This window comes from Halobaculum sp. EA56, from assembly GCF_051195075.1.
In the GTDB taxonomy this organism is placed as follows: Archaea; Halobacteriota; Halobacteria; order Halobacteriales; family Haloferacaceae; genus Halobaculum.
Genome location: NZ_JBNTJX010000010.1, coordinates 86,077 through 103,741, shown reverse-complemented (window position 1 = coordinate 103,741; position 17,665 = coordinate 86,077). Strand labels below are relative to the sequence as shown.

Sequence of the window (17,665 nt, the reverse complement as noted above, 5' to 3'; positions counted from 1 at the left end):
TATCCGTCCGGAGAACCTACCGTAGGTATGGACGACCCCTCCACGCGGACCCGACGACCGCCCCCCAAGAACACGCTGTTCTGTCCCGCCTGCGAGCACGCGGCACCGGCGGACGGTGACTGGATCGCGCACGACCGCGACGGCGGCGAGGCGCTGACCTGCCCCGACTGCGGCGCGCTCGTCGTCGTCCGGCGGACGCCCGGCGCGGTGCCGGCCTGAGCCGCCGGCGACGCCCGGGTCCCGGCGCTCTCACGCGTCGACGTGGTCGACGATCTCCTCGACGGTGTCCCAGTGTTCGCGGGCGCGATCAGTCGGGAGGTAGACGGCGCCGTAGTCGGACCCGCTCGCGCGGACGACGTCGTTGCGCGAGAGCACGTCGAGGTGGTGTCTGACCGTCTTGTACGCGAGATCCAGATCCGACGCCAGCCGGTTGGCGTTCCGCGGACGCTCCGCGAGCGCCCGCAGTATCCGCGCCCGGTTCGGTCCCCCCCGGGTCCCGGCGAGCACCTGCCACAGGACCGCCTCCATCGGAGACCGACAGGGACTCCTCGCGGGTAAGCGCACCGACACCGGCGGTCGGCCTGCACGAACGCTCGGTGCGCCGGCGTGCCCGGAGGTCGGCGCCGACGGCGTCAGCGGGAGCGGCGTGATCGCCGGCGTCGGCGCGAACGCGGACGCGGACCGTCAGTCGTCCCCGCCGCCGCGGCTGCGCCCGCGGCCGCCGCCGGGAGCGTCCTCGTGCGGGCCGCGTCCACCGTCGTCGTCCGCGTCTTCGTCGTCCGGCCCGTCGCCGCGCGGCGGCGCGCCCGCGTCGAGCGTCGGGGCGAGCCCGAACGCCTCGTCGGCGGGCTCGTCGTCGGGCGTCAGGTAGCCGAGCGCGAACACGGTGTACGTCGACCGACCCTCGAGTTCGACGTCCTCCGCCTCGAACACCACCTCGCCGTCGTCGTCCTCCGTGTCCGGGCGCACCTCCACGTCGTAGGACCCGGTCGGGACGACGGCGTAGCCGCTCGACCCGCCGAAGGCGACCCCGTCGAACAGGGTGAGCGCCCCGTCGTCGACGGTCACGTCGACCGCCGGAGCGTCCGGCGAGGCGTGGATCGCCCGGACGCGCGCCTCGTCGTCGCCGACGTTCGCGCCGTTGGTGTCCTCGAACAGCGAGACGGTGAACGCCGTGTCGTCGCTCGATACCTCGCCGAGGGCGACGGCGGTGTAGTCCTCGCCGTCGAGGTCGACGTCCGCGGGGCCGAACACCGTCGTGTCCGTCCCCGAGACGGTCACCGCCACCTCGTACTCGCCGGTCGGTAGTTCGAGGTAGTCCGTCACCTCCCGGAACGCCAGCCCCTCGACGGCGACGTCGCCGTCCACGAGCACGTCCACGGCCGGCGCGTCCGGCGAGGCGTGGGCCACGCGCAGGCCCGCCTCCCCGTCGTCGCCGTCGTCGCCCGCGGCGGCGCCGACGCCGCCGATCAGCAGCGCGGTTCCGGTCGCTACGCCCCCCAGCACGGTTCGTCTCGTCGTCTCTGTCATACCGTCGGAAGGTACCTCGCAAGTGAACGGTATGAAGAATATGGCAAAAGAGACCCAATTCTCCCTAGACATCGGCGGGTACGGCCGTCGGCGTCGTCGCCACCCTGGGAGCATCGCGGCCGGGTCGCCGCCACGCGTGCCTTGAAACGGCCGGCGGCCGTCGGGCCCGGTATGCGCGCAGCAGTGTTTCACGGCCCCGGGGACGTCCGGGTCGAGGAGGTCGACAAGCCCGAGATCGAGAACCCGACCGACGCCATCGTCCGCGTGACCCACACCGCGATCTGCGGGTCGGACCTGTGGTTCTACCGCGGGGAGAGCGACCGCGACGCCGGCACGGGCGTCGGGCACGAGCCGATGGGGGTCGTCGAGGAGGTCGGCGAGGACGTGCGCTCGGTCGAGCCGGGCGACCGCGTGCTCGCCCCGTTCGCCATCTCCTGTGGGTCCTGCGAGTTCTGTCGCAAGGGGATCCACACCTCGTGTGAGCACCGCGACTCGTGGGGCGGCGACAACGGCGGCGCCCAGGGGGAGTTCGTCCGCTCGACGCACGCCGACGGCACGCTCGTCCGGGTGCCCGACCGCTACGCCGACGACGAGGACGCGCTCCGCTCGCTGCTCCCGCTCACCGACGTGATGGGGACGGGCCACCACGCCGCCGTCTCCGCGGGCGTGGAGGCCGGCGAGGACGCCGTCGTCGTCGGCGACGGCGCCGTCGGCCTGTGCGGCGTCGCCGCCGCCCGGCGCCTCGGTGCCGAGCGCATCGTCGCCGTCGGCCACCACGAGGACCGCCTCGCGCTCGCCGAGGGGTTCGGCGCCACCCACACGGTCGCCGAGCACGGCGAGGCGGCGGTCGAGGAGGTACTCGCGATCACGAACGGCGGCGCGAACCACGTACTGGAGTGCGTGGGCGCCGCCTCCGCGATGGAGACCGCGGTGGCGGTCGCCCGTCCGGGCGGCACCGTCGGCTACGTCGGCGTCCCCCACGGGATGGACGGCGGCCTCGACCTGTTCCCGTTCTTCGGCGACAACGTCGCCCTCCGCGGCGGCGTCGCCCCGGTCCGGGCGTACGCCGAGGAGCTGATGGCCGACGTGCTGCAGGGGACGCTCGACCCGTCGCCGGTCTTCACCGAGACGGTCGACCTCGACGGCGTGCCCGAGGGCTACCGCATGATGGACGAGCGCGAGGCGGTGAAGGTGCTCGTGAAGCCCTGGGCGTAGGTCGACCCGTCGCACGGTTCCGGGCGTCCGTACGGTTCGTCCCGTCGGCCCGCCCGAAGACGACGTAGGTGTCGGTCTCGGCCACGGGCTCGTAGCGTGCGTTGATCTGCGCGACGATCGGCTCCTTCTGCTCCGGCCAGTACCCCTTCGTCACGACTCGTCCGTCGACCACGTGTCCCTTCCGCACGACGACGTAGTCGACCGTGCCCGACCGCAGGGCGGCGACCGCCGGGGTGACGACCTCGTCGGCGTAGACGTGGCCGACCCACGTCGTCGCCGGCTCGATCCCGTCGGCGTGGTAGAACACCTGCGCCTGCACCGGGTAGCCGTAGACGTCCCCCTCGACGTGGTCGGCGATCCCGTCGACCGACCGCCGCTGGTCGCCGAGGTCCTCGTCCTGCAACAGGACGGCGTACCACACGTTCCCTCCGGCGGCGACGACCCCGGAGCACAGGAGCGTCGCGACGAGCAGGAACGTCACCGCCGTCGACCGCTCCGGAAGGCGCTCGCGCAGCCCCCCGACGGGGCGGAGGTCTCGACGGGCGCGTTCGGCCGCCCGCGCGGCCCCCACGGTCGCGAGCAGCGCGATCGCCGGGAAGGCGAACAGCAGCTTGTGATCGCCCGAGAACCCCGTCGCGCCAGGGACGCTCAGGACCGCCGCCCAGACCGCGACGAGGAGAACCCCGTCGTCGACGGTCCGGCCGCGCGCGACGGCGTCGGCCACCCGGAGGAGCGTCCACCCGCTCAGCAGCCAGACCGGCAGGAGCGTCCCGAGCGCGAGCAGGTGCCCGTACAGCTCGAACTGGGTGTCGTAGGCGCTCGCGGGGAGGACGACGGCGTAGTACAGCAGTTCGTCGAGCGTGCCGCGGACGTAGAACGCCGCCAGCGCGAGCGCCACGGCGACGAGGAAGCCGGCTCCGACGACGAGGAGCCGGCGAAGCGAGTCGACGACGTAGCGTCTCGTGCGCCGCTCGGGGTATCGGAGCCCGACGGCGTGAACGAGGATCACAGCCGCGCCGAACAGGAACACCGTCTGGTTGAACAGTACGCCGACCGCGAGGGCGACCCCCGCGCCGGCGTCCGCGATCGGCTCCTCCCGAAGCAGCAGGAGGGCGGCGACCAGCATCGTCAGGGTCGCCCACGGCTCCGTCATGTAGAAGAACCCGTCGAAGTGGGGGAGGTACGACATCGTCAGGAACACCAGCCCGGCGGCCATCCCGACCGCCCGACCGAAGACGCGTCGGCCCAGCCGAACGACCAGCGCGGCGGAGGCGGCCGTGACGGCGTAGGTCAGGAGACGGAGGAGGTGAACCGGTCGGGGGGTCAGCTCGTACGCCGCCGCCGCGATCACGTAGATCAACGGCGTCTTGTGGTCGGCGACGTCGGCGTACAGACGCCCCGACCCGGCGACCTGTTCGGCCACGACCAGGTAGATCGCCTCGTCGAAGTGGAGGGGCTGGTTGAGGTAGCCCAGCGGGAGACCGACGGCGAGGGCGAGGAACACCAGCGGGTACCACCCCACCAGGTCCGAAACAGTCGTCGAGCGGAGATAGTTCGAACGCTCCATCGGTTGCGCGTTCGACGAGATCGACATATAACTAACCGGGCGATACTGTTGAGAAATAGAAACATACCGGCGCATCAAGCGGGGAACGAACCGACGGCGACAGGATCCGAGTGACGTGGTACCGCGTGACAAACGCTAAACCCCGAGCGGTCGATGGGGTCCGTATGGAGGTCGTCGAGCGGCCCACGTTCGAGTCCGAGGTGAGCAAGCGCATCTACGAGTACGTCGAGCGGCACGGGACCGCGAACCGCCACGTCGTTCAGCAGACCGTGTCGGCCGACGCCGAGGAGTTCGAGCGGGAACTCGGCCGGCTGGAGTCGCGGGGGTACCTCGACGACGACGGGGGGACCCTCCGGGTCGCGCTCGACGTCGGGGCCGTCGAGGAGTACGAGAGCGGGGGAACGTCGTTCACGATCCGGCCGGCCCGCCAGGACGACTTCGAGGGGCTGGTGGCGGCGATCCGCGCGGTCACCGACGAGGAGACGTACGTCGTCGCCGAGAGCATCGCCGAGCAGTTGCTGTACGAGGAGACGGTGACGCGGCACAACTCGGTCGAGTCGCGGGTGTTCTTCGTCGCCACGGTCGACGACGACATCGTCGGGTGGACCCACCTCGACCTCCCGCAGGTGTCGCGGGTGCGCGAGACAGCCAAGCAGACCGTCGGGGTCGTCCCCGAGCACCGCCGGTCCGGGATCGGCGGGAAGCTCCTCCGGCGCGGCCTCGACTGGGCGGAGGCCAACGGCTTCCGGAAGGTGTACAACAGCGTCCCCGTCACCAACGCCGCCGCGCTGGAGTTCCTCGACGACCACGGCTGGGAGACCGAGGCGATCCGGAGGGACCACTACACCATCGACGACGAACACGTCGACGAGGTCATGATGGCGTACACGTTCTGAGTCGGGGACTCGGGTCGCGACCTTCGTCGCAGTACGTCCGGCAGAACACGGGCGGCGAGGGATTTTGACCACGCCGAGACGGTCGCCTCGCTCCGCTCGGCGCTGCGTCTCGTCTACTTCAAATCCCTCTTGCGGAACGGTTCCCACCGGACTCGGCTTCTCGCTCCGCTCCCTTCGGTCGCATCGCTCGTCGCAGTACGTCCGGCAGAACACGGGCGGCGAGGGATTTGAACCACCTGAACTTCGCTCGCTGCCGCTCGCTCGTTCCGTAGTTCAAATCCCTCGCGTAACCGTTCGCGCGCCGCTGCTCCTCCCTTCGGTCGTCGCCGTGCGTCGCGCAGAAGCGGGCGGCGAGGGATTTGAACCCCCGACCTCTTGGTCCGGAACCAAGCGTTCTGTCCGCTGAACTAGCCGCCCTCACACCCCCGTACCGCGGCCCCGCGAATAAGCCTTCGGAACCGACGCGACGGCGACCCGCCGGCGGCGACGCGCCGCTGGCGGGCGCACGGACGACGGTTCCGAAAGGCGAAAAGCGAGTCGGCGACGGGTCGGGTCCGCGACGGGAGGGAAGGGGACGCTACGGCGCCTCGCCGGTCTCGATCGTGAAGTCGGCGCGGGGGTAGGCGACGCAGGTGAGGGTGTACCCCTCGTCGAGTTCGGCGTCGTCGAGCATCTGCTGGTTGTCGTGTTCGACGTACTCCTCGGCGTTGCCGCCGGAGGTGATCTGCCCGGCACACGAGACGCACTGGCCCTGCCGGCAGGCGTAGGGCATGTCCCAGCCTTCGTCCTCGCCGGCCTCCAGGACGGTCTCGTTGTTCGCGACCTCGATCGTGTCGCCCTCCTTGACGAACTCGACCTCGAAGTACTCGATCTCGTCCTCCGGGATGTCGCCGGGCCCGGACGACTCCTCGGCCGCCTCGCCCTCCTCCAGTTCGCCCTCCTCGCCGGCGGCGACCGCGCCGGCGGGGACGCTGCCGCCCCCGATGGCACGGCTCCCCGGCTCGGGGAACTCCGTCTCCTCGACGGTGGAGGCGCGGTGTTCGAGCACCTCGTCGGAGATGTCCGCGGTGGGCTCCCAGCCCGTGCCGCGGGCGAAGTGCAGGGCGACGAAGACCAACACGAGGCCCGCGCCGAACCCGACTGCCACGGGGTCTACCATGGTTGCGGGTTGGAAGCGGGGGGTAACAAGGGTTGTGATTATCCAGCGCGGCCGCGACCGCCCGAACCCGCCGACGGCGAACGTGTTCGCGGGCGAGGACGCTCGCCTACTCCTCCCGTCGCGGCACCTCGTGCCGGCCGAAGCCGTACCGGAGCCTGCTGGCGAGGCGGCGGCCGAACCGCTCCCCGCGCGAGTCGAACCGCTCGGCGAGCGCCTGGTAGATGAGCGGAACCGGGACCTCCTGTTCGAGCGCCTCCCGAACGGTCCACGTGCCCGTCGAGCCGCCCTCGACCCGGTCGGCCACGTCGCCGAGGTCGTTCCCCTCCTCGCGGAACGCCTCCTCGCACAGCTCCAGCAGCCACGACCGGATGACCGCGCCGTTGTTCCAGGTGCGCGCGACGGCCTCCAGGTCGAGGTCGTAGCGGCCGCGGTGGAGCAGCTCGAACCCCTCGCCGTACGCCTGCATCAGCGCGTACTCGACGCCGTTGTGGACCATCTTCACGTAGTGGCCCGACCCCGCGGGCCCCATCCGGTCGTGGCCGTCGGGGCCGGTGGCGACCGCGTCGAACACCGGCGTCAGCTCCTCGTAGGCCCACTCCCGGCCGCCGACCATCAGCGAGAAGCCGAGGTCGGCGCCGGCGGGGCCGCCGGAGGTGCCGCAGTCGAGGTACGCCGCGTCGGTCGCCTCCGCGCGGCGGACGGAGTCCTCGAAGTAGGAGTTCCCGCCGTCGACGACGACGTCGTCGGGACCGAGGTGCGGCTCCAGCTCGTCGAGGGTGGCGTCGACGGCGTCGCCGGCGGGAACCATCAGCCAGATCCGAGCGGCCTCCGTGGACCCGGAGACGAGTCGGTCGTACAGGTCCGCCACCGAGTCCGCGGGCTCCGCGCCGGCTTCGGCGGCCGCGGCGGTCGCCTCCGCGTCGAGGTCGAACGCGACCACGTCGTGGCCGGCGTCGAGGACGCGGTCGACGACGATCCGCCCCATGCGACCGAGTCCGATCACGCCGAGTTGCATGCTCATACCGGCGCGTCGGCGAGGCGGGGCGTAGGCGTTGCGGTGTGCGGGAGCTGCGGCGCGACGTGCGACGTCGTGGGTGCCGGGACCGCGGCCGGATCGCCCGGAAGCGCCGCACTTACGCGCGAACCGGCCGAGCCACCCCCCATGGACGACCGAGTGCGCGAGCACGCCGAGGTACTCGTCGACTGGAGCGCCCGCGTGGAGGCGGGCGACCAGGTCGTGATGGACGTGGCCGAGGGCGCCCACGACCTCGCGGTCGCGACGGCCGCGGAGGTGGGGAAGCGCGACGCGACGCTGGTGACGACGTACGGGTCGAGCGAGGTCGGCCGCGCGTTCCTCCGCGCCGGCGACGACGACCGCGAGTTCGCCCACAGCGAGCCGAAGCTGGCGATGCTGGAGGCGGCCGACGTGTACCTCCGCATCGGCGGCGGGCGCAACACCACGGCGCTCGCGGACGTGGACGGCGACCGGCGGACGGCCGCGCGGAGGGCCGGCAAGGCGACCCGCGAGGCCCGGATGGACACCGACTGGGTGTCGACGGTCCACCCGACGCGCTCGCTGGCCCAGCAGGCCGGGATGGCCTACGAGGAGTATCAGGACTTCGTGTACGACGCGGTCCTGCGCGACTGGGAGTCGCTCGCCGGCGAGATGGCGAAGGTGAAGGAGGTCCTCGACGAGGGGAGCGAGGTCAGGATCGAGACGGAGCGAACCGACCTCGCGATGTCCATCGAGGGGCGCACCGCGGTCAACTCCGCCGCCAGCGTCGCCTACGACTCCCACAACCTCCCCTCCGGCGAGGTGTTCACCGCGCCGTACGCCACGGAGGGCGAGGTGTTCTTCGACGTGCCGATGACCATCGACGCGACGCGCGTCGAGAACGTCTCGCTCACCTTCGAGGACGGCGAGGTCGTCGACTTCGCCGCCGAACAGGGCGAGGACGCGATCGCGGACGTGCTCGACACGGACGAGGGCGCCCGCCGCCTCGGCGAACTCGGGATCGGGATGAACCGCGGCATCGACCGCTTCACCGACTCGATCCTGTTCGACGAGAAGATGGGCGACACGGTCCACCTCGCGCTGGGTCGCGCCTACGACGCCTGCCTCCCTGAGGGAGAGTCGGGCAACGACTCGGCAGTCCACGTCGACATGATCACGGACGTGTCCGAGGACTCGCGCATGCTGGTCGACGGCGAGGTGGTGCAGCGGAACGGGACCTTCCGGTGGGAGGACGGCTTCGAGGCGGCGTAGGTCGGGTCGGGGTGGCGTCGTTTGTCGCCGGTTCTCTCGACGCGACCGACACGGGTGGTTCGAACGCCCCCGTTCGCACGGCGCATGCGACCCCACGGCGGTTGGCGCGCGGCAGGCCGCGCCTCGTGCGCGGTCGCCACGCGCGAGGGGCGAGTACCGGAGCGCGAACGGAGTGAGCGCGAGGAACGCAGTCGGCTGGGGAGGGGGAGGCCGGCGGTGCGATCGCGGTGGGTGGGACTGAAAGGGGCAGTGCCTCCCGACGAATCCCGGCGTTCACGAGAGCGGAGCTCTCGTGAGCCAATCAGAACGCTTCGCGTTCTGATGACGACGTAAGCACCGGAGCGAACGAAGTGAGCGAGGAGCGCGGCGAGCCGCGCGAGTCGGGAGGCACTGGGGCTTTCGCGGTCCCCGTCACGCCCCGATCAAAACGGGTCCGGCCGGTCTCGCCGCGGTTCGGATCGACACCGACCGAACCGACGCCGGGAGACGATCGCGAGCACACGCACCAGACCGTCGCGCTTAACCCCCGTCCACCACCACGGACACGCGATCATGGAGGCGCGCCACGCCCGCTACCCGTTCTTCGCGGCCGCCCGCGAGGCCGTCCGCGCCTCGGGCGTCGACCTGGCGGCGCTCGTCGCCGACGGCGACCCCGCCGTCGACCGCGGCCGCGAGCGGGTCGAGCGCGCGCTCACCGAGGGCACCGTCGAGGCGGACGACCCCGCCGAGTGGGACATCCGCGACGAGCTGCTCTCGTACCCGGTCGCGCGCATCCTCGTCTCGCTGCTGGACTCCCCGGCGGCCGTCGAGAAGTACGCCGACGCGGAGGCGCGCACCGCCTACCGGCGGTTCACCGAGGACCTCGGGCGCGCCCGCGACGACGGCGCCCGGCGCGACCCCGCCCGCGTCGACCGCGACGCCCTGCTCCGGGAGTTCGACCTCGACGGCGCCGTCCGCGTCGAGGAGCCCAAGCCCGGCCAGCCAGAGGGCAAGTGGCTCTGGCTCGGCGTCAGCGCGTACCTCTCGTACGTCGACCCCGACTGGGGCGACGACTGGCGGCTGGTCAACCGGGAGCTGGCCGACGGCGAGGTGCGCGCCGAGCGCGAGGAGCTGTACCGCCTGCTCCGCGAGGCCGTCCGCGACCGCGTCGAGGAGGGCCTCCCCTTCGAGGGCGTGAGCGACGACCTCGCCGACGAACTCGAAGCGGAGATCGCGGACCTGCGGGACCTGCTGGCCGACCGGAGCGTCCACACGGACCTCGACGTGGTCGCGCCCGAGCACTTCCCGCCGTGCGTCGCCCGCCTGCTGGAGCGCGCCCGCGACGGCGACGACCTCGGACCGCACGCCCGCTTCGCGCTGCTGTCGTTCCTCGCGGGCCTCAACCTCGACGCCGAGGAGGCCGTCGCGCTGTCGGGGCTGGACCCGGACCTCGTCGTCGACCGCTTCGCGTACCTCCGCGACGAGTCCGGCGCGCAGTACCCCCCGCCGTCGTGCCGGACGCTCGGCGAGTACGGGCTGTGCGACAACGAGGAGAACCACCGCAGCGTCGCTCCGCACCCGCTAGAGTACTACAGCAGACAGCTCCGCGAGGCCGACGAGGTGGTCGACTGGCGCGAGCGGGAGGGCGAGGGGTCGGACGCGGGCGGGGCCGAGGCCTGACCGCCGCTGGCGCGAGCGGAAGGGCGAGGTCGGACGCGAACGGCGACCGTCCTACGACCTGTCGTCGAGAAAGATCCCGGCGGCGGCCATCAGCACGACGAACAGCGCGATGATCCCGACGACGTAGTACGCCCCGATCTCCGAGAGGTTGTGGTTCGTCGAGAAGCGCGTCCCGATCGCGACCAGGAGCGCGATGAAGACGACGACCGCGCCGACGGAGACGGCGATCTTGCGGCGCATCTCGGCGTCGAGTTCCATGCTCCGGCGTTCCCGTGGACCCGGCAAAAGGGCTTCGAAGCGCCGCCGACGCGGCCGTTCCCGCGCGTTCGCGGCCGCGGACGCCGCCCCCGGCCGAGGGCTTACCTCCCCTCGGCGCGTAGCTCCGTCGATCAGATGAACGCTCCACGCACCGCCCGCCGGCAGGTCGAGCGCGCCGTCGCCGGCGTCGGCGACGACCCCGCGAGCCCCGACGGTGGCGACGCCGTCGCCGCCGTCGACCACGGAGCGGACGCGGACACGGACCCGAACGCGGACGGCGATACGGACGCGAACACGGACACGGATCCGCGTGCGGTCCGCGCCCGGACCGAGCCGATGACCGTGTACGCCCTGCGCGACGACGACGCGTACCTCGTCGACACCGAGGGCGGCAGCTACGTCGTCGACCTCGGGAGCGGGACCTGCGAGTGCCCGGACCACGAGATCCGCGGGAGCCGGTGCAAGCACCTGCGCCGGGTCGACCTGGAGGTCGGGATCGGCCGCGTGCCCGCCCCCGGCGAGCGCGTCGCCGCCTGCGCCGTCTGCGGCGCCGGCGTGTTCGTGCCCACCTGCGAGACGGGCGCGTTCCTCTGTGGCGACCACCGTCCCGCCGTCGGCTCGTTCGTCCGCGACCGCGAGACGGGCAAACTGCTCGTCGTCACCGGCGTCACGACCGAACGGGCCGACGACTACGAGACCGAGGAGGGGAGGCGGATCGCCGACTACGAGACCAACGCCGAGTACGGCGACCACGAGCCGGTGATCGAGGCTGTGTACGCCGGCAACGCCCCCGAAAGCCCCGGCCCGCTGGACGTGTCCGGTCGCAAACGCTACGGCTTCCCGGCCTCGCGGCTCCGGCGGCTCGACCCCGGAGAGCGGCCGGGGACGCCCGTGATCGGTATCTGAGCGGGCGAGCAGGCCGCAGGCTTTTCGTCGGTCGCGGCACGGGCGAACTCATGAGCGACGGGTCCCGCTTCGACAGCACCGCCGAGCACTACACCCGCCACCGCCCCGGCTACGGCGACGCCGTGATCGAGCACCTCCGCGACCGGTTCGGACTCGACGGCGCCGCCGGGGGAGACACGGGCGCCGACTCCGGCGCCCGCGTCCTCGATCTGGGCTGCGGCACCGGCGAACTCGCCGTCCCGCTCGCGGCCCACGCCGACGAGGTGGTCGCGGTCGACCCCAGTCCGGCGATGCTCGCGGCCGCCCGCGAGCGCGCCGTCGACGCCCGAGCCGGGAACGTCCGAACCGTCGAGGGCGACGACACCGACGTGGGGAGCGTCGACGCCGTTCGCGGCCCCTTCCGGCTGACGACGATGGGGCGATCGTTCCATCGGATGGACGGCGCCGCGACGCTGGAGCGGGTCCGCGGGGAGACGGGGCCGAGCGGGGGCGTCGCGCTGGTCACCGACGGGGAGTGGCTGACGAAGGGGACCGAGGAGTGGCAGGAGGAGGTGTACGCGGTCGCCGGCGAGTACATCGACGATTTACCCGAGCGCACCGGACCGGTGGAGTACGACCGGACGTGGGCCGACCACCTCCGAGAGGCCGGCTTCGACGACGTTCGCGTGGAGACGGTGATCGAGCGGCACGAACTCGACGCCGACGGGGTCGTGGGCTACGTGCTGTCGCTGTCGTTCTGTTCGCCGGAGATGCTGGGCGACGACCTGCCGGCGTTCGAGGCCGACCTACGGACGCGACTCGCGGAGCTGGGCGGGCCGTTCGCGTACGAGCGGACGGTCGAGGTGACGAGCGGCCTCGCGTAGTCGCCCGCGCGGTCGTGGGACGACCGCTACAACATCTCCTCGGCCTCCTCCGCCGAGAGGACGCCCTGCTCGACGGCGTTGAGCACCTCGCTCACGCTGCGGTCGGACTCGGTGTCCTCGCTGGCGGCCAGCAGGTCGTCGATGGTCTCGCCGTCCGCCAGGGCCGTCTCCTTCTTCACCCGGTAGTTCCCGCCGTCGGTGACGTGGAGGTCGCCGGGGTGGAAGAAGTACCAGTCCTCGCGGTCGAAGCGTACCCCGATCTTCGGGGAGGCACCGAAGTTGCGCGCGAAGTAGACGAGCGCCTCCACCTCCTCGCCGCGGAGGTAGATCGGGTCCCCCGAGGAGGACTTCGCCTCGACGGCGTAGAAGACGCGGCCGTCGCCCGCGAGCACGTCCGGCAGCTCCCGGTCCGTCGAGGAGCCGCTGGCGGGCGCGCGCATCACCGCGAAGCCGGCGTCGTCGAGCCTGTTGACGAGCTCCCGCTCCCGGCGGTCGCCCTTCGGGTTGCCCGGCATGCACGTGAGTGGGCCGCTCGCTCGGATAAGCGGGACGGTCGCCCGGGAGTGCGGAGTGAAAGTGAACGGGGAGAGGTGACGGGGAGGCCGGCCGCGGCCGCGCCGGCGACGTCTACTCTCGCCGGGCGATCACCGACTCGCCGGCCCGGACCCGCTCCCCGGGCCGCACGCGCACGTCCGCGGCGTCGTACCCCGGCGGGAGCACCACGTCGGCGCGCGAGCCGAACGCGATGTAGCCCAGGCGGTCGCCGCGGGCGAGCTCGTCTCCAGGCGAAACGTAGGGGGTGATCCGGCGGGCGAACCAGCCCGCGATCAGCGCGCCGTCGATACGTTCCGCGTGAGCGTCCTCCCTTGCTTCGTGTCCGTCGTCCGGGGCGTCGGCCGCGTGGTCCGGGGCGCCGCCGTCGTCGCCCTCGTCGCCGGCGCGGAGGGTGTACTCGAACCGCTCGTTGCGCTCGGACTCCTTCGCGAACGCCGGCCGGTGGGCGGCGCCGCGGTGGTCCAGCCGCGTCACCGCGCCGGCGGCGGGCGCGCGGCAGACGTGCACGTCGAACGGGCTCATGAACACGCCGACGCGGACGCGGTCGCCGTCCTCGCGGATCACAGAGACGTGCCCGTCCGCGGGGGCGAGCACCCCCTCGCCGGCCGGGTCGCGCTCGGGGTCGCGGTAGAAGTACGCCGAGAAGGCCCCGACCGCCAGCAGGAGCAGTCCCAGCGCCGGCACGAGGACCAGGAACGGGAGCGCGAGCGCGAACGGGGCGAGCACGCGACGCTCGCTCCCCGGCGCGAGGTCCGGGAGCGGCCCCGGCAGCGACGCCGGCGAGGGAGCGGGACCGCGGGGCGAGACGGAGGGAGCCGACGATGGGGACGAAGCGGACGAGGGTCCGGGGGTGGAGGGAGAGCTCACGCGCCCGTCACGCCTCCGCGTCGCGGATCCCCGTCTCCACGGTGGTCCGGCCCGCCCCCCACGCGGCGAGCAGGTGGGTGAGGTGGATCCGGTCGTCGCTCCCGTCGACCAGGTCCAGATCGACCTCGCCGGCGAGCGCGTGCAGGCGGGCGATCGATTCCGGCGGGGCGTCCGACTTCGAGCGCGCCACGCGCAGCACCTCGCGGAGGAGGTCCTCGCCCTCGTAGCCGTCGTCGTGGAGGAGGTCGTCGATGGCCGAGCGGGCGTCCTTCAACTCCCCGGCCCGCGCCGCCTCCAGCGCCGAAAGCACCGTGTCGTCGGTGCCGACCTCGCCGAGCGTCTCGTAGGCGGCCGACATCGTCACCTCGCCGTGCTCGACGGCGGTCGTCTGCGCCGACAGCACCGCCCTCCGGAGGTCGCCCGCGGCCGCGCTGGCGACGAACTCCAGGCCGTCGTCGTCGTGGTCGACGCCCTCGCCCTCGCAGATCTCGCGGAGCACCGCGATGATCTCGTCGGTCGCCGGCGCGCGAACCGGGACGGGGAAGCACCGCGAGCGGATCGGCGGGATGAGCTTCGCGGGCTGGCGGGTCGCGATGACGAACTGCGTCGTGCGGTGGTACTGCTCCATCACGCGGCGCAGCGCCTGCTGGAAGTCCTCGCGGATCGCCTCCGCGTTGTCCAGGAGGACCGTCTTGTACTCCCCCGACATCGGCGCGTTCGCCGCCGACTCCTTCAGCACGCGGTTGATCATGTCGCGTTTGGCCATCCGGCTGCGCCCCTCCAGGAACGAGGCGAAGCGGGGGTCCTCGCGGATCTCCTTCTTCGTCCGCCCGAAGAAGTCCGCGACGTTGATCTCGATGAGGTCGTTGTCGGGGTCGTCGTGGGCCGCCGCCGCGAGCGCGCGCACGGCGGCGGTCTTGCCCGACCCCGGCGGACCCTGGAGCACGAGGTTCATCGGCTCGTCGACCGCCCGGGAGAGCCGCTCGCGGACGTCCTCCTGGGGGAGGTCCGAGAGCGCGGGGGCGTGCGTGTCAGTCCACAGCGGGCCGTCCATCACCGTCGGGTAGCGGCCCGCCGGGCTTGAACCCTGCCGTTCGCCCGGGCGGCGCAGACGGGCGGCCGGCCGCGGGGACGCCGCGGCCGTCACGCGGTCAGTCCGCGGTCGCTCCCGTCGCCGTCCGGTCGGCCTCGCCGTTCGGCGTGGCCGCCCGGTAGAGCCCCCACGCGAACAGCACGACCAGGCCGAGGATCACCAGCCCGGTCCGCAGCGCCGGGTCGACGGCGGGGGTCGCGACCACCTCCCCCGCCTCGTTGGTGATGGGTGCCGCCCCGTACGGCTCGCCCGCGAGTATCTCTACGACGCCGAGGCCGACGATGCCCAAAAGCATCAGGCCGGCGCCGAAGGCCGTCGCGATCTTGTCGACGATGTCGAAGTTTTGCATTGGTTGTCACCTCCTCAGCCGAGCAGGTACCGGAGTTTCGGGTGCGCCTGCACCGCGTCGAGCGTCTCGATGACCGCGTCGAGGCCGTAGTACCGCCCCGCCCCGAACACGATCATCGTGGCGAACAGCAGCAGGCCCATCAGGTCGCCGTTGACGAGCCCGTGGGCGAAGCCCGCGTTGCCGACCCAGAACAGGGTCATGAACACGACCCCGCCGAAGGCCGCCAGCCGGACGAGCACGCCGGCCATCAGCGCCAGGCCGATGAGCGTCTCGAACAGCGGGACGCCCGGCTCGATGAGCCACGCGAGGTTCTCGCCCATCCACACCGGGATCGGCCCGAGCGCGGTGCCGGTCATCCCCTTCAGGTACGTCGGCCCGTACGTGAAGTTCAGGCCGTCCTCGATGAGCTTCGTCACGCCGGCGTGGAAGAACCACCACCCCGTGACGACCCGGAGCAGGGCGATCCAGTAGGCGGCGAGCGGTCCGCCGATGTCGAAGCCGAAGTCCTCGGCCAACGGGTTTGTGTCCGCGTATGCCATGGGTCTCACCTCACATGTGCGGGTTGGACGCCTATTCGGGTATAAACGGGAGGTGGTTCCCAGTCAGTGAAAGCCGGCGAAAGTCGGCGTACTCGGCTCGATACGGCGTATCTCCGGATCGCGGACCGCACCGGTCCGGAAGCGGGAAGGACGCGCCGCTCAGAGCGGGGCGAACCGCAGCGCCGCATCGCCGGCCCCGTCGCCGGCGGCGGTCGTGGAGGTTCCGTCCTCGGCTTCGTCGTCGCCCCCCTCCTCGGACTCGAACTCGCGTTCGAGCTCGGCCTCGCCGTCGCCGGCGGTCACCTCGACCGACAGCTCCGTCGCGTTCGCGTCGACCGCGAACGTGACCCTGCCGTCCGCGTCGGTCGCGTACGTCGTGACCGAGAGCTCGCCGTCGGCCCGCTCGGTGACGGTGACGGTCGCGTTCTCGACGGCCGAGCCGTCGCGCGTCACCTCGACGGTGGCGTTCGCGCCGGGGGCGACGTCGCCGACGAAGGCGGCCGAGAGGTCGGCGTCGCTCTCGTTCGCGTCGTCGCCGGCGTCGTCGGCGTCGCCCTCCGCCTCGCCGTCGGACTCGTCGACGTCGCGGATCTCGACCTCGTCGCCGGTGCCGGACTCGCTCACGACCGGCTTGAGGATGTACTTGCCCGAGTTGCCGGCCTTGAACACCGACATGTCGTAGACGAAGTCGACCTCCTCGCCGTCGCCGATCGTGAACTCCTTGTTGAGCTGGAGCTTGCTGGAGGGCAGCTTCACGTTCGTCGACTCGCCGTTCTTCAGCGTCGCGTCGATGCCGTCGACGTAGACGAACACCTTCGTGTACGTGCCGTTCTCGACGCCGAAGGTCCCGAGCCTCGTGGCGTTCGCGCCCTGCAGCGTCGTCAGGTCGACGGTGCGGTCGTCGACGTCCTTCTCGATCCAGTCGCCGGACTCCCCGCCGCGCTGGAACCCGACCTTCGTCACGGTGACGTTGAGGTGGGCGAAGTCGCCCATGGCGTTCTGCTCGTCGCTGAGGTAGAAGTCCATCGAGGACTGGCCCGACGCGCCGTCGGAGGCGTTGCCGCCGCGGTCGGACTCGTCGTCCGGGTCGTCCGCGTCGTCGCCGTCCTCGGCGTCGTCGGCTCCGCCGTCGCCGGACTCGCCGCGCTCGTCGCGCTTATCGCCGACCTCGCGGATCTCGACCTCGTCCCCCGTGCCGGACTCGCCGGCGACGGGCTTGAGGATGTAGCCCTGGGTGCCGCGCTCGAACACGGTCACGTCGAACACGAAGTCCACCTCCTCGCCGTTACCGACGGTGAACTCCTCGTTCAACTGGAGCTTGTTCGACGGCAACTTCACGTCCGCCGAGGAGCCGTCCGAGAGGGTGCCGTCGACGGACTCGATCTCGACGAACACCTTCGTGTACGTGCCGTTCGGGACCGGGATCGACCCCAGCCGTGAGGCGTTGGCCCCCTGAAGCTCCGTCAGGTCGACGGTGACGTTGTCGACCTCGTAGGTGACCTGCTCGCCGTCGTCCGCGTCGTCGGACTCGGTCGGCTCCGTCGTCTCCGTCTCGTTCCCGTCGTCCGCGTCGTCGCTGTCGTCCGCGTCGTCGGCCCGAACGAGCGTTACCTCCGTGATCGTGACGTTCAGGTGTTCGAACTGGTCGATCGCGTTCCGCTGGTCGCTGATGTAGAAGTTGACGGTCCCCCCGTCGTCCCCGCCGGCCGTGCCGGCGTCGCCCCCGGAAGGCCCGGAGGAGACGCCGCCGGCACAGCCCGCGAGGACCAGCATCAGGGCCGCGGCGACGGCGGCCCAGCCGGTCGTGTGTCGTGCCATTGCACCCGTCCGTACCGGCGGCGACGGGATATACTCGGCCGGTTACGAACCTGAATTCATCCGAATTAATCCCGGGAGGGCACCGGATTCAGTCGCGTTCGGCGGCGTGGGCGCGGGGGGGAGAC

General features: G+C 71.9%; 19 protein-coding genes and 1 tRNA gene. 7 read left to right on the top strand and 13 right to left on the bottom strand.

Annotated elements, in window-relative coordinates:
- Positions 1-27 precede the first annotated feature (27 nt).
- Entirely contained in the window at positions 28-219 is a 192-nt protein-coding gene (locus tag ACQUQ1_RS15890) for a hypothetical protein (protein WP_435065295.1), read from the top strand.
- Between the two features lie 30 nt (positions 220-249).
- Here ACQUQ1_RS15890 and ACQUQ1_RS15885 read toward each other — a convergent pair whose 3' ends face one another.
- Together ACQUQ1_RS15885 and ACQUQ1_RS15880 are read right to left on the bottom strand one after the other, a co-directional pair.
- Complete coding sequence (locus ACQUQ1_RS15885; RefSeq protein WP_435065294.1) at positions 250-528, bottom strand: ArsR/SmtB family transcription factor; 279 nt, start codon at positions 526-528, stop codon at positions 250-252.
- 156 nt (positions 529-684) lie between these two features.
- A complete protein-coding gene (locus ACQUQ1_RS15880) occupies positions 685-1,530 on the bottom strand; it encodes a DUF4397 domain-containing protein (protein WP_435065293.1) in 846 nt (281 codons plus the stop codon).
- 171 nt (positions 1,531-1,701) lie between these two features.
- On the opposite strand from ACQUQ1_RS15880, the gene ACQUQ1_RS15875 reads away from it, so the two are divergent.
- A complete protein-coding gene (locus ACQUQ1_RS15875; RefSeq protein ID WP_435065292.1) occupies positions 1,702-2,745 on the top strand; it encodes a zinc-dependent alcohol dehydrogenase family protein in 1,044 nt (347 codons plus the stop codon).
- Here ACQUQ1_RS15875 and ACQUQ1_RS15870 read toward each other — a convergent pair.
- Positions 2,651-4,312 carry an ArnT family glycosyltransferase gene (locus ACQUQ1_RS15870; protein ID WP_435065291.1) on the bottom strand — a complete coding sequence of 554 codons (1,662 nt, stop codon included), beginning with the start codon at positions 4,310-4,312 and terminating at the stop codon, positions 2,651-2,653. The two genes, ACQUQ1_RS15875 and ACQUQ1_RS15870, sit on opposite strands and share 95 nt — an antisense overlap.
- A 164-nt stretch (positions 4,313-4,476) precedes the next feature.
- On the opposite strand from ACQUQ1_RS15870, the gene ACQUQ1_RS15865 reads away from it, so the two are divergent.
- Positions 4,477-5,208 carry a GNAT family N-acetyltransferase gene (locus ACQUQ1_RS15865; RefSeq protein WP_435065290.1) on the top strand — a complete coding sequence of 244 codons (732 nt, stop codon included), beginning with the start codon at positions 4,477-4,479 and terminating at the stop codon, positions 5,206-5,208.
- Between the two features lie 344 nt (positions 5,209-5,552).
- On the opposite strand, the gene ACQUQ1_RS15860 is transcribed toward ACQUQ1_RS15865, so the two are convergent.
- From ACQUQ1_RS15860 to gnd, 3 genes are all read right to left on the bottom strand, one after another.
- Positions 5,553-5,625 (bottom strand) — tRNA-Arg (locus ACQUQ1_RS15860).
- Positions 5,626-5,785: 160 nt separating this feature from the next.
- A complete protein-coding gene (locus ACQUQ1_RS15855; protein WP_435065289.1) occupies positions 5,786-6,367 on the bottom strand; it encodes a 2Fe-2S iron-sulfur cluster-binding protein in 582 nt (193 codons plus the stop codon).
- Positions 6,368-6,473: 106 nt separating this feature from the next.
- Positions 6,474-7,382, bottom strand: coding sequence for a phosphogluconate dehydrogenase (NAD(+)-dependent, decarboxylating) (gene gnd / locus ACQUQ1_RS15850; protein WP_435065335.1), 909 nt, complete (start codon positions 7,380-7,382; stop codon positions 6,474-6,476).
- A gap of 147 nt (positions 7,383-7,529) precedes the next feature.
- Between gnd and ACQUQ1_RS15845 the strand changes: the two genes are divergently transcribed.
- The gene (locus tag ACQUQ1_RS15845; protein WP_435065288.1) at positions 7,530-8,633 is read left to right on the top strand and encodes an aminopeptidase; all 1,104 of its coding nucleotides are present in this window, start codon (positions 7,530-7,532) and stop codon (positions 8,631-8,633) included.
- A 552-nt stretch (positions 8,634-9,185) separates the two neighbouring features.
- Positions 9,186-10,292, top strand: a complete 1,107-nt coding sequence (locus tag ACQUQ1_RS15840) for a DNA primase (RefSeq protein WP_435065287.1) — start codon at positions 9,186-9,188, stop codon at positions 10,290-10,292.
- Positions 10,293-10,343: 51 nt separating this feature from the next.
- On the opposite strand, the gene ACQUQ1_RS15835 is transcribed toward ACQUQ1_RS15840, so the two are convergent.
- Complete coding sequence (locus tag ACQUQ1_RS15835; protein WP_435065286.1) at positions 10,344-10,550, bottom strand: DUF7472 family protein; 207 nt, start codon at positions 10,548-10,550, stop codon at positions 10,344-10,346.
- Between the two features lie 135 nt (positions 10,551-10,685).
- Between ACQUQ1_RS15835 and ACQUQ1_RS15830 the strand changes: the two genes are divergently transcribed.
- Both ACQUQ1_RS15830 and ACQUQ1_RS15825 read left to right on the top strand, forming a co-directional pair.
- Positions 10,686-11,456, top strand: a complete 771-nt coding sequence (locus ACQUQ1_RS15830; protein WP_435065285.1) for an SWIM zinc finger family protein — start codon at positions 10,686-10,688, stop codon at positions 11,454-11,456.
- A 50-nt stretch (positions 11,457-11,506) separates the two neighbouring features.
- On the top strand, positions 11,507-12,319 hold the full coding sequence (locus tag ACQUQ1_RS15825; protein WP_435065284.1) for a class I SAM-dependent methyltransferase: 813 nt from the start codon (positions 11,507-11,509) through the stop codon (positions 12,317-12,319).
- A 26-nt stretch (positions 12,320-12,345) separates the two neighbouring features.
- Here the strand turns inward: ACQUQ1_RS15825 and hjc are convergent, their stop codons facing one another.
- The 6 genes from hjc to ACQUQ1_RS15795 all read right to left on the bottom strand — a co-directional run bounded on the left by hjc (position 12,346) and on the right by ACQUQ1_RS15795 (position 17,540).
- Positions 12,346-12,834, bottom strand: coding sequence for a Holliday junction resolvase Hjc (gene hjc, locus ACQUQ1_RS15820; protein ID WP_435065283.1), 489 nt, complete (start codon positions 12,832-12,834; stop codon positions 12,346-12,348).
- Between the two features lie 112 nt (positions 12,835-12,946).
- Positions 12,947-13,645: a protein sorting system archaetidylserine decarboxylase gene (locus tag ACQUQ1_RS15815; protein WP_435065334.1), complete on the bottom strand. Its 699-nt coding sequence runs from the start codon at positions 13,643-13,645 to the stop codon at positions 12,947-12,949.
- Positions 13,646-13,748: 103 nt separating this feature from the next.
- The gene (locus tag ACQUQ1_RS15810) at positions 13,749-14,795 is read right to left on the bottom strand and encodes an AAA family ATPase (RefSeq protein ID WP_435065282.1); all 1,047 of its coding nucleotides are present in this window, start codon (positions 14,793-14,795) and stop codon (positions 13,749-13,751) included.
- A 97-nt stretch (positions 14,796-14,892) separates the two neighbouring features.
- Positions 14,893-15,183, bottom strand: a complete 291-nt coding sequence (locus ACQUQ1_RS15805; protein ID WP_435065281.1) for a hypothetical protein — start codon at positions 15,181-15,183, stop codon at positions 14,893-14,895.
- A gap of 14 nt (positions 15,184-15,197) precedes the next feature.
- On the bottom strand, positions 15,198-15,722 hold the full coding sequence (locus ACQUQ1_RS15800; protein ID WP_435065280.1) for a DoxX family membrane protein: 525 nt from the start codon (positions 15,720-15,722) through the stop codon (positions 15,198-15,200).
- Positions 15,723-15,881: 159 nt separating this feature from the next.
- Positions 15,882-17,540, bottom strand: a complete 1,659-nt coding sequence (locus ACQUQ1_RS15795; RefSeq protein ID WP_435065279.1) for a DUF4382 domain-containing protein — start codon at positions 17,538-17,540, stop codon at positions 15,882-15,884.
- Between the last annotated feature and the right edge of the window lie 125 nt (positions 17,541-17,665).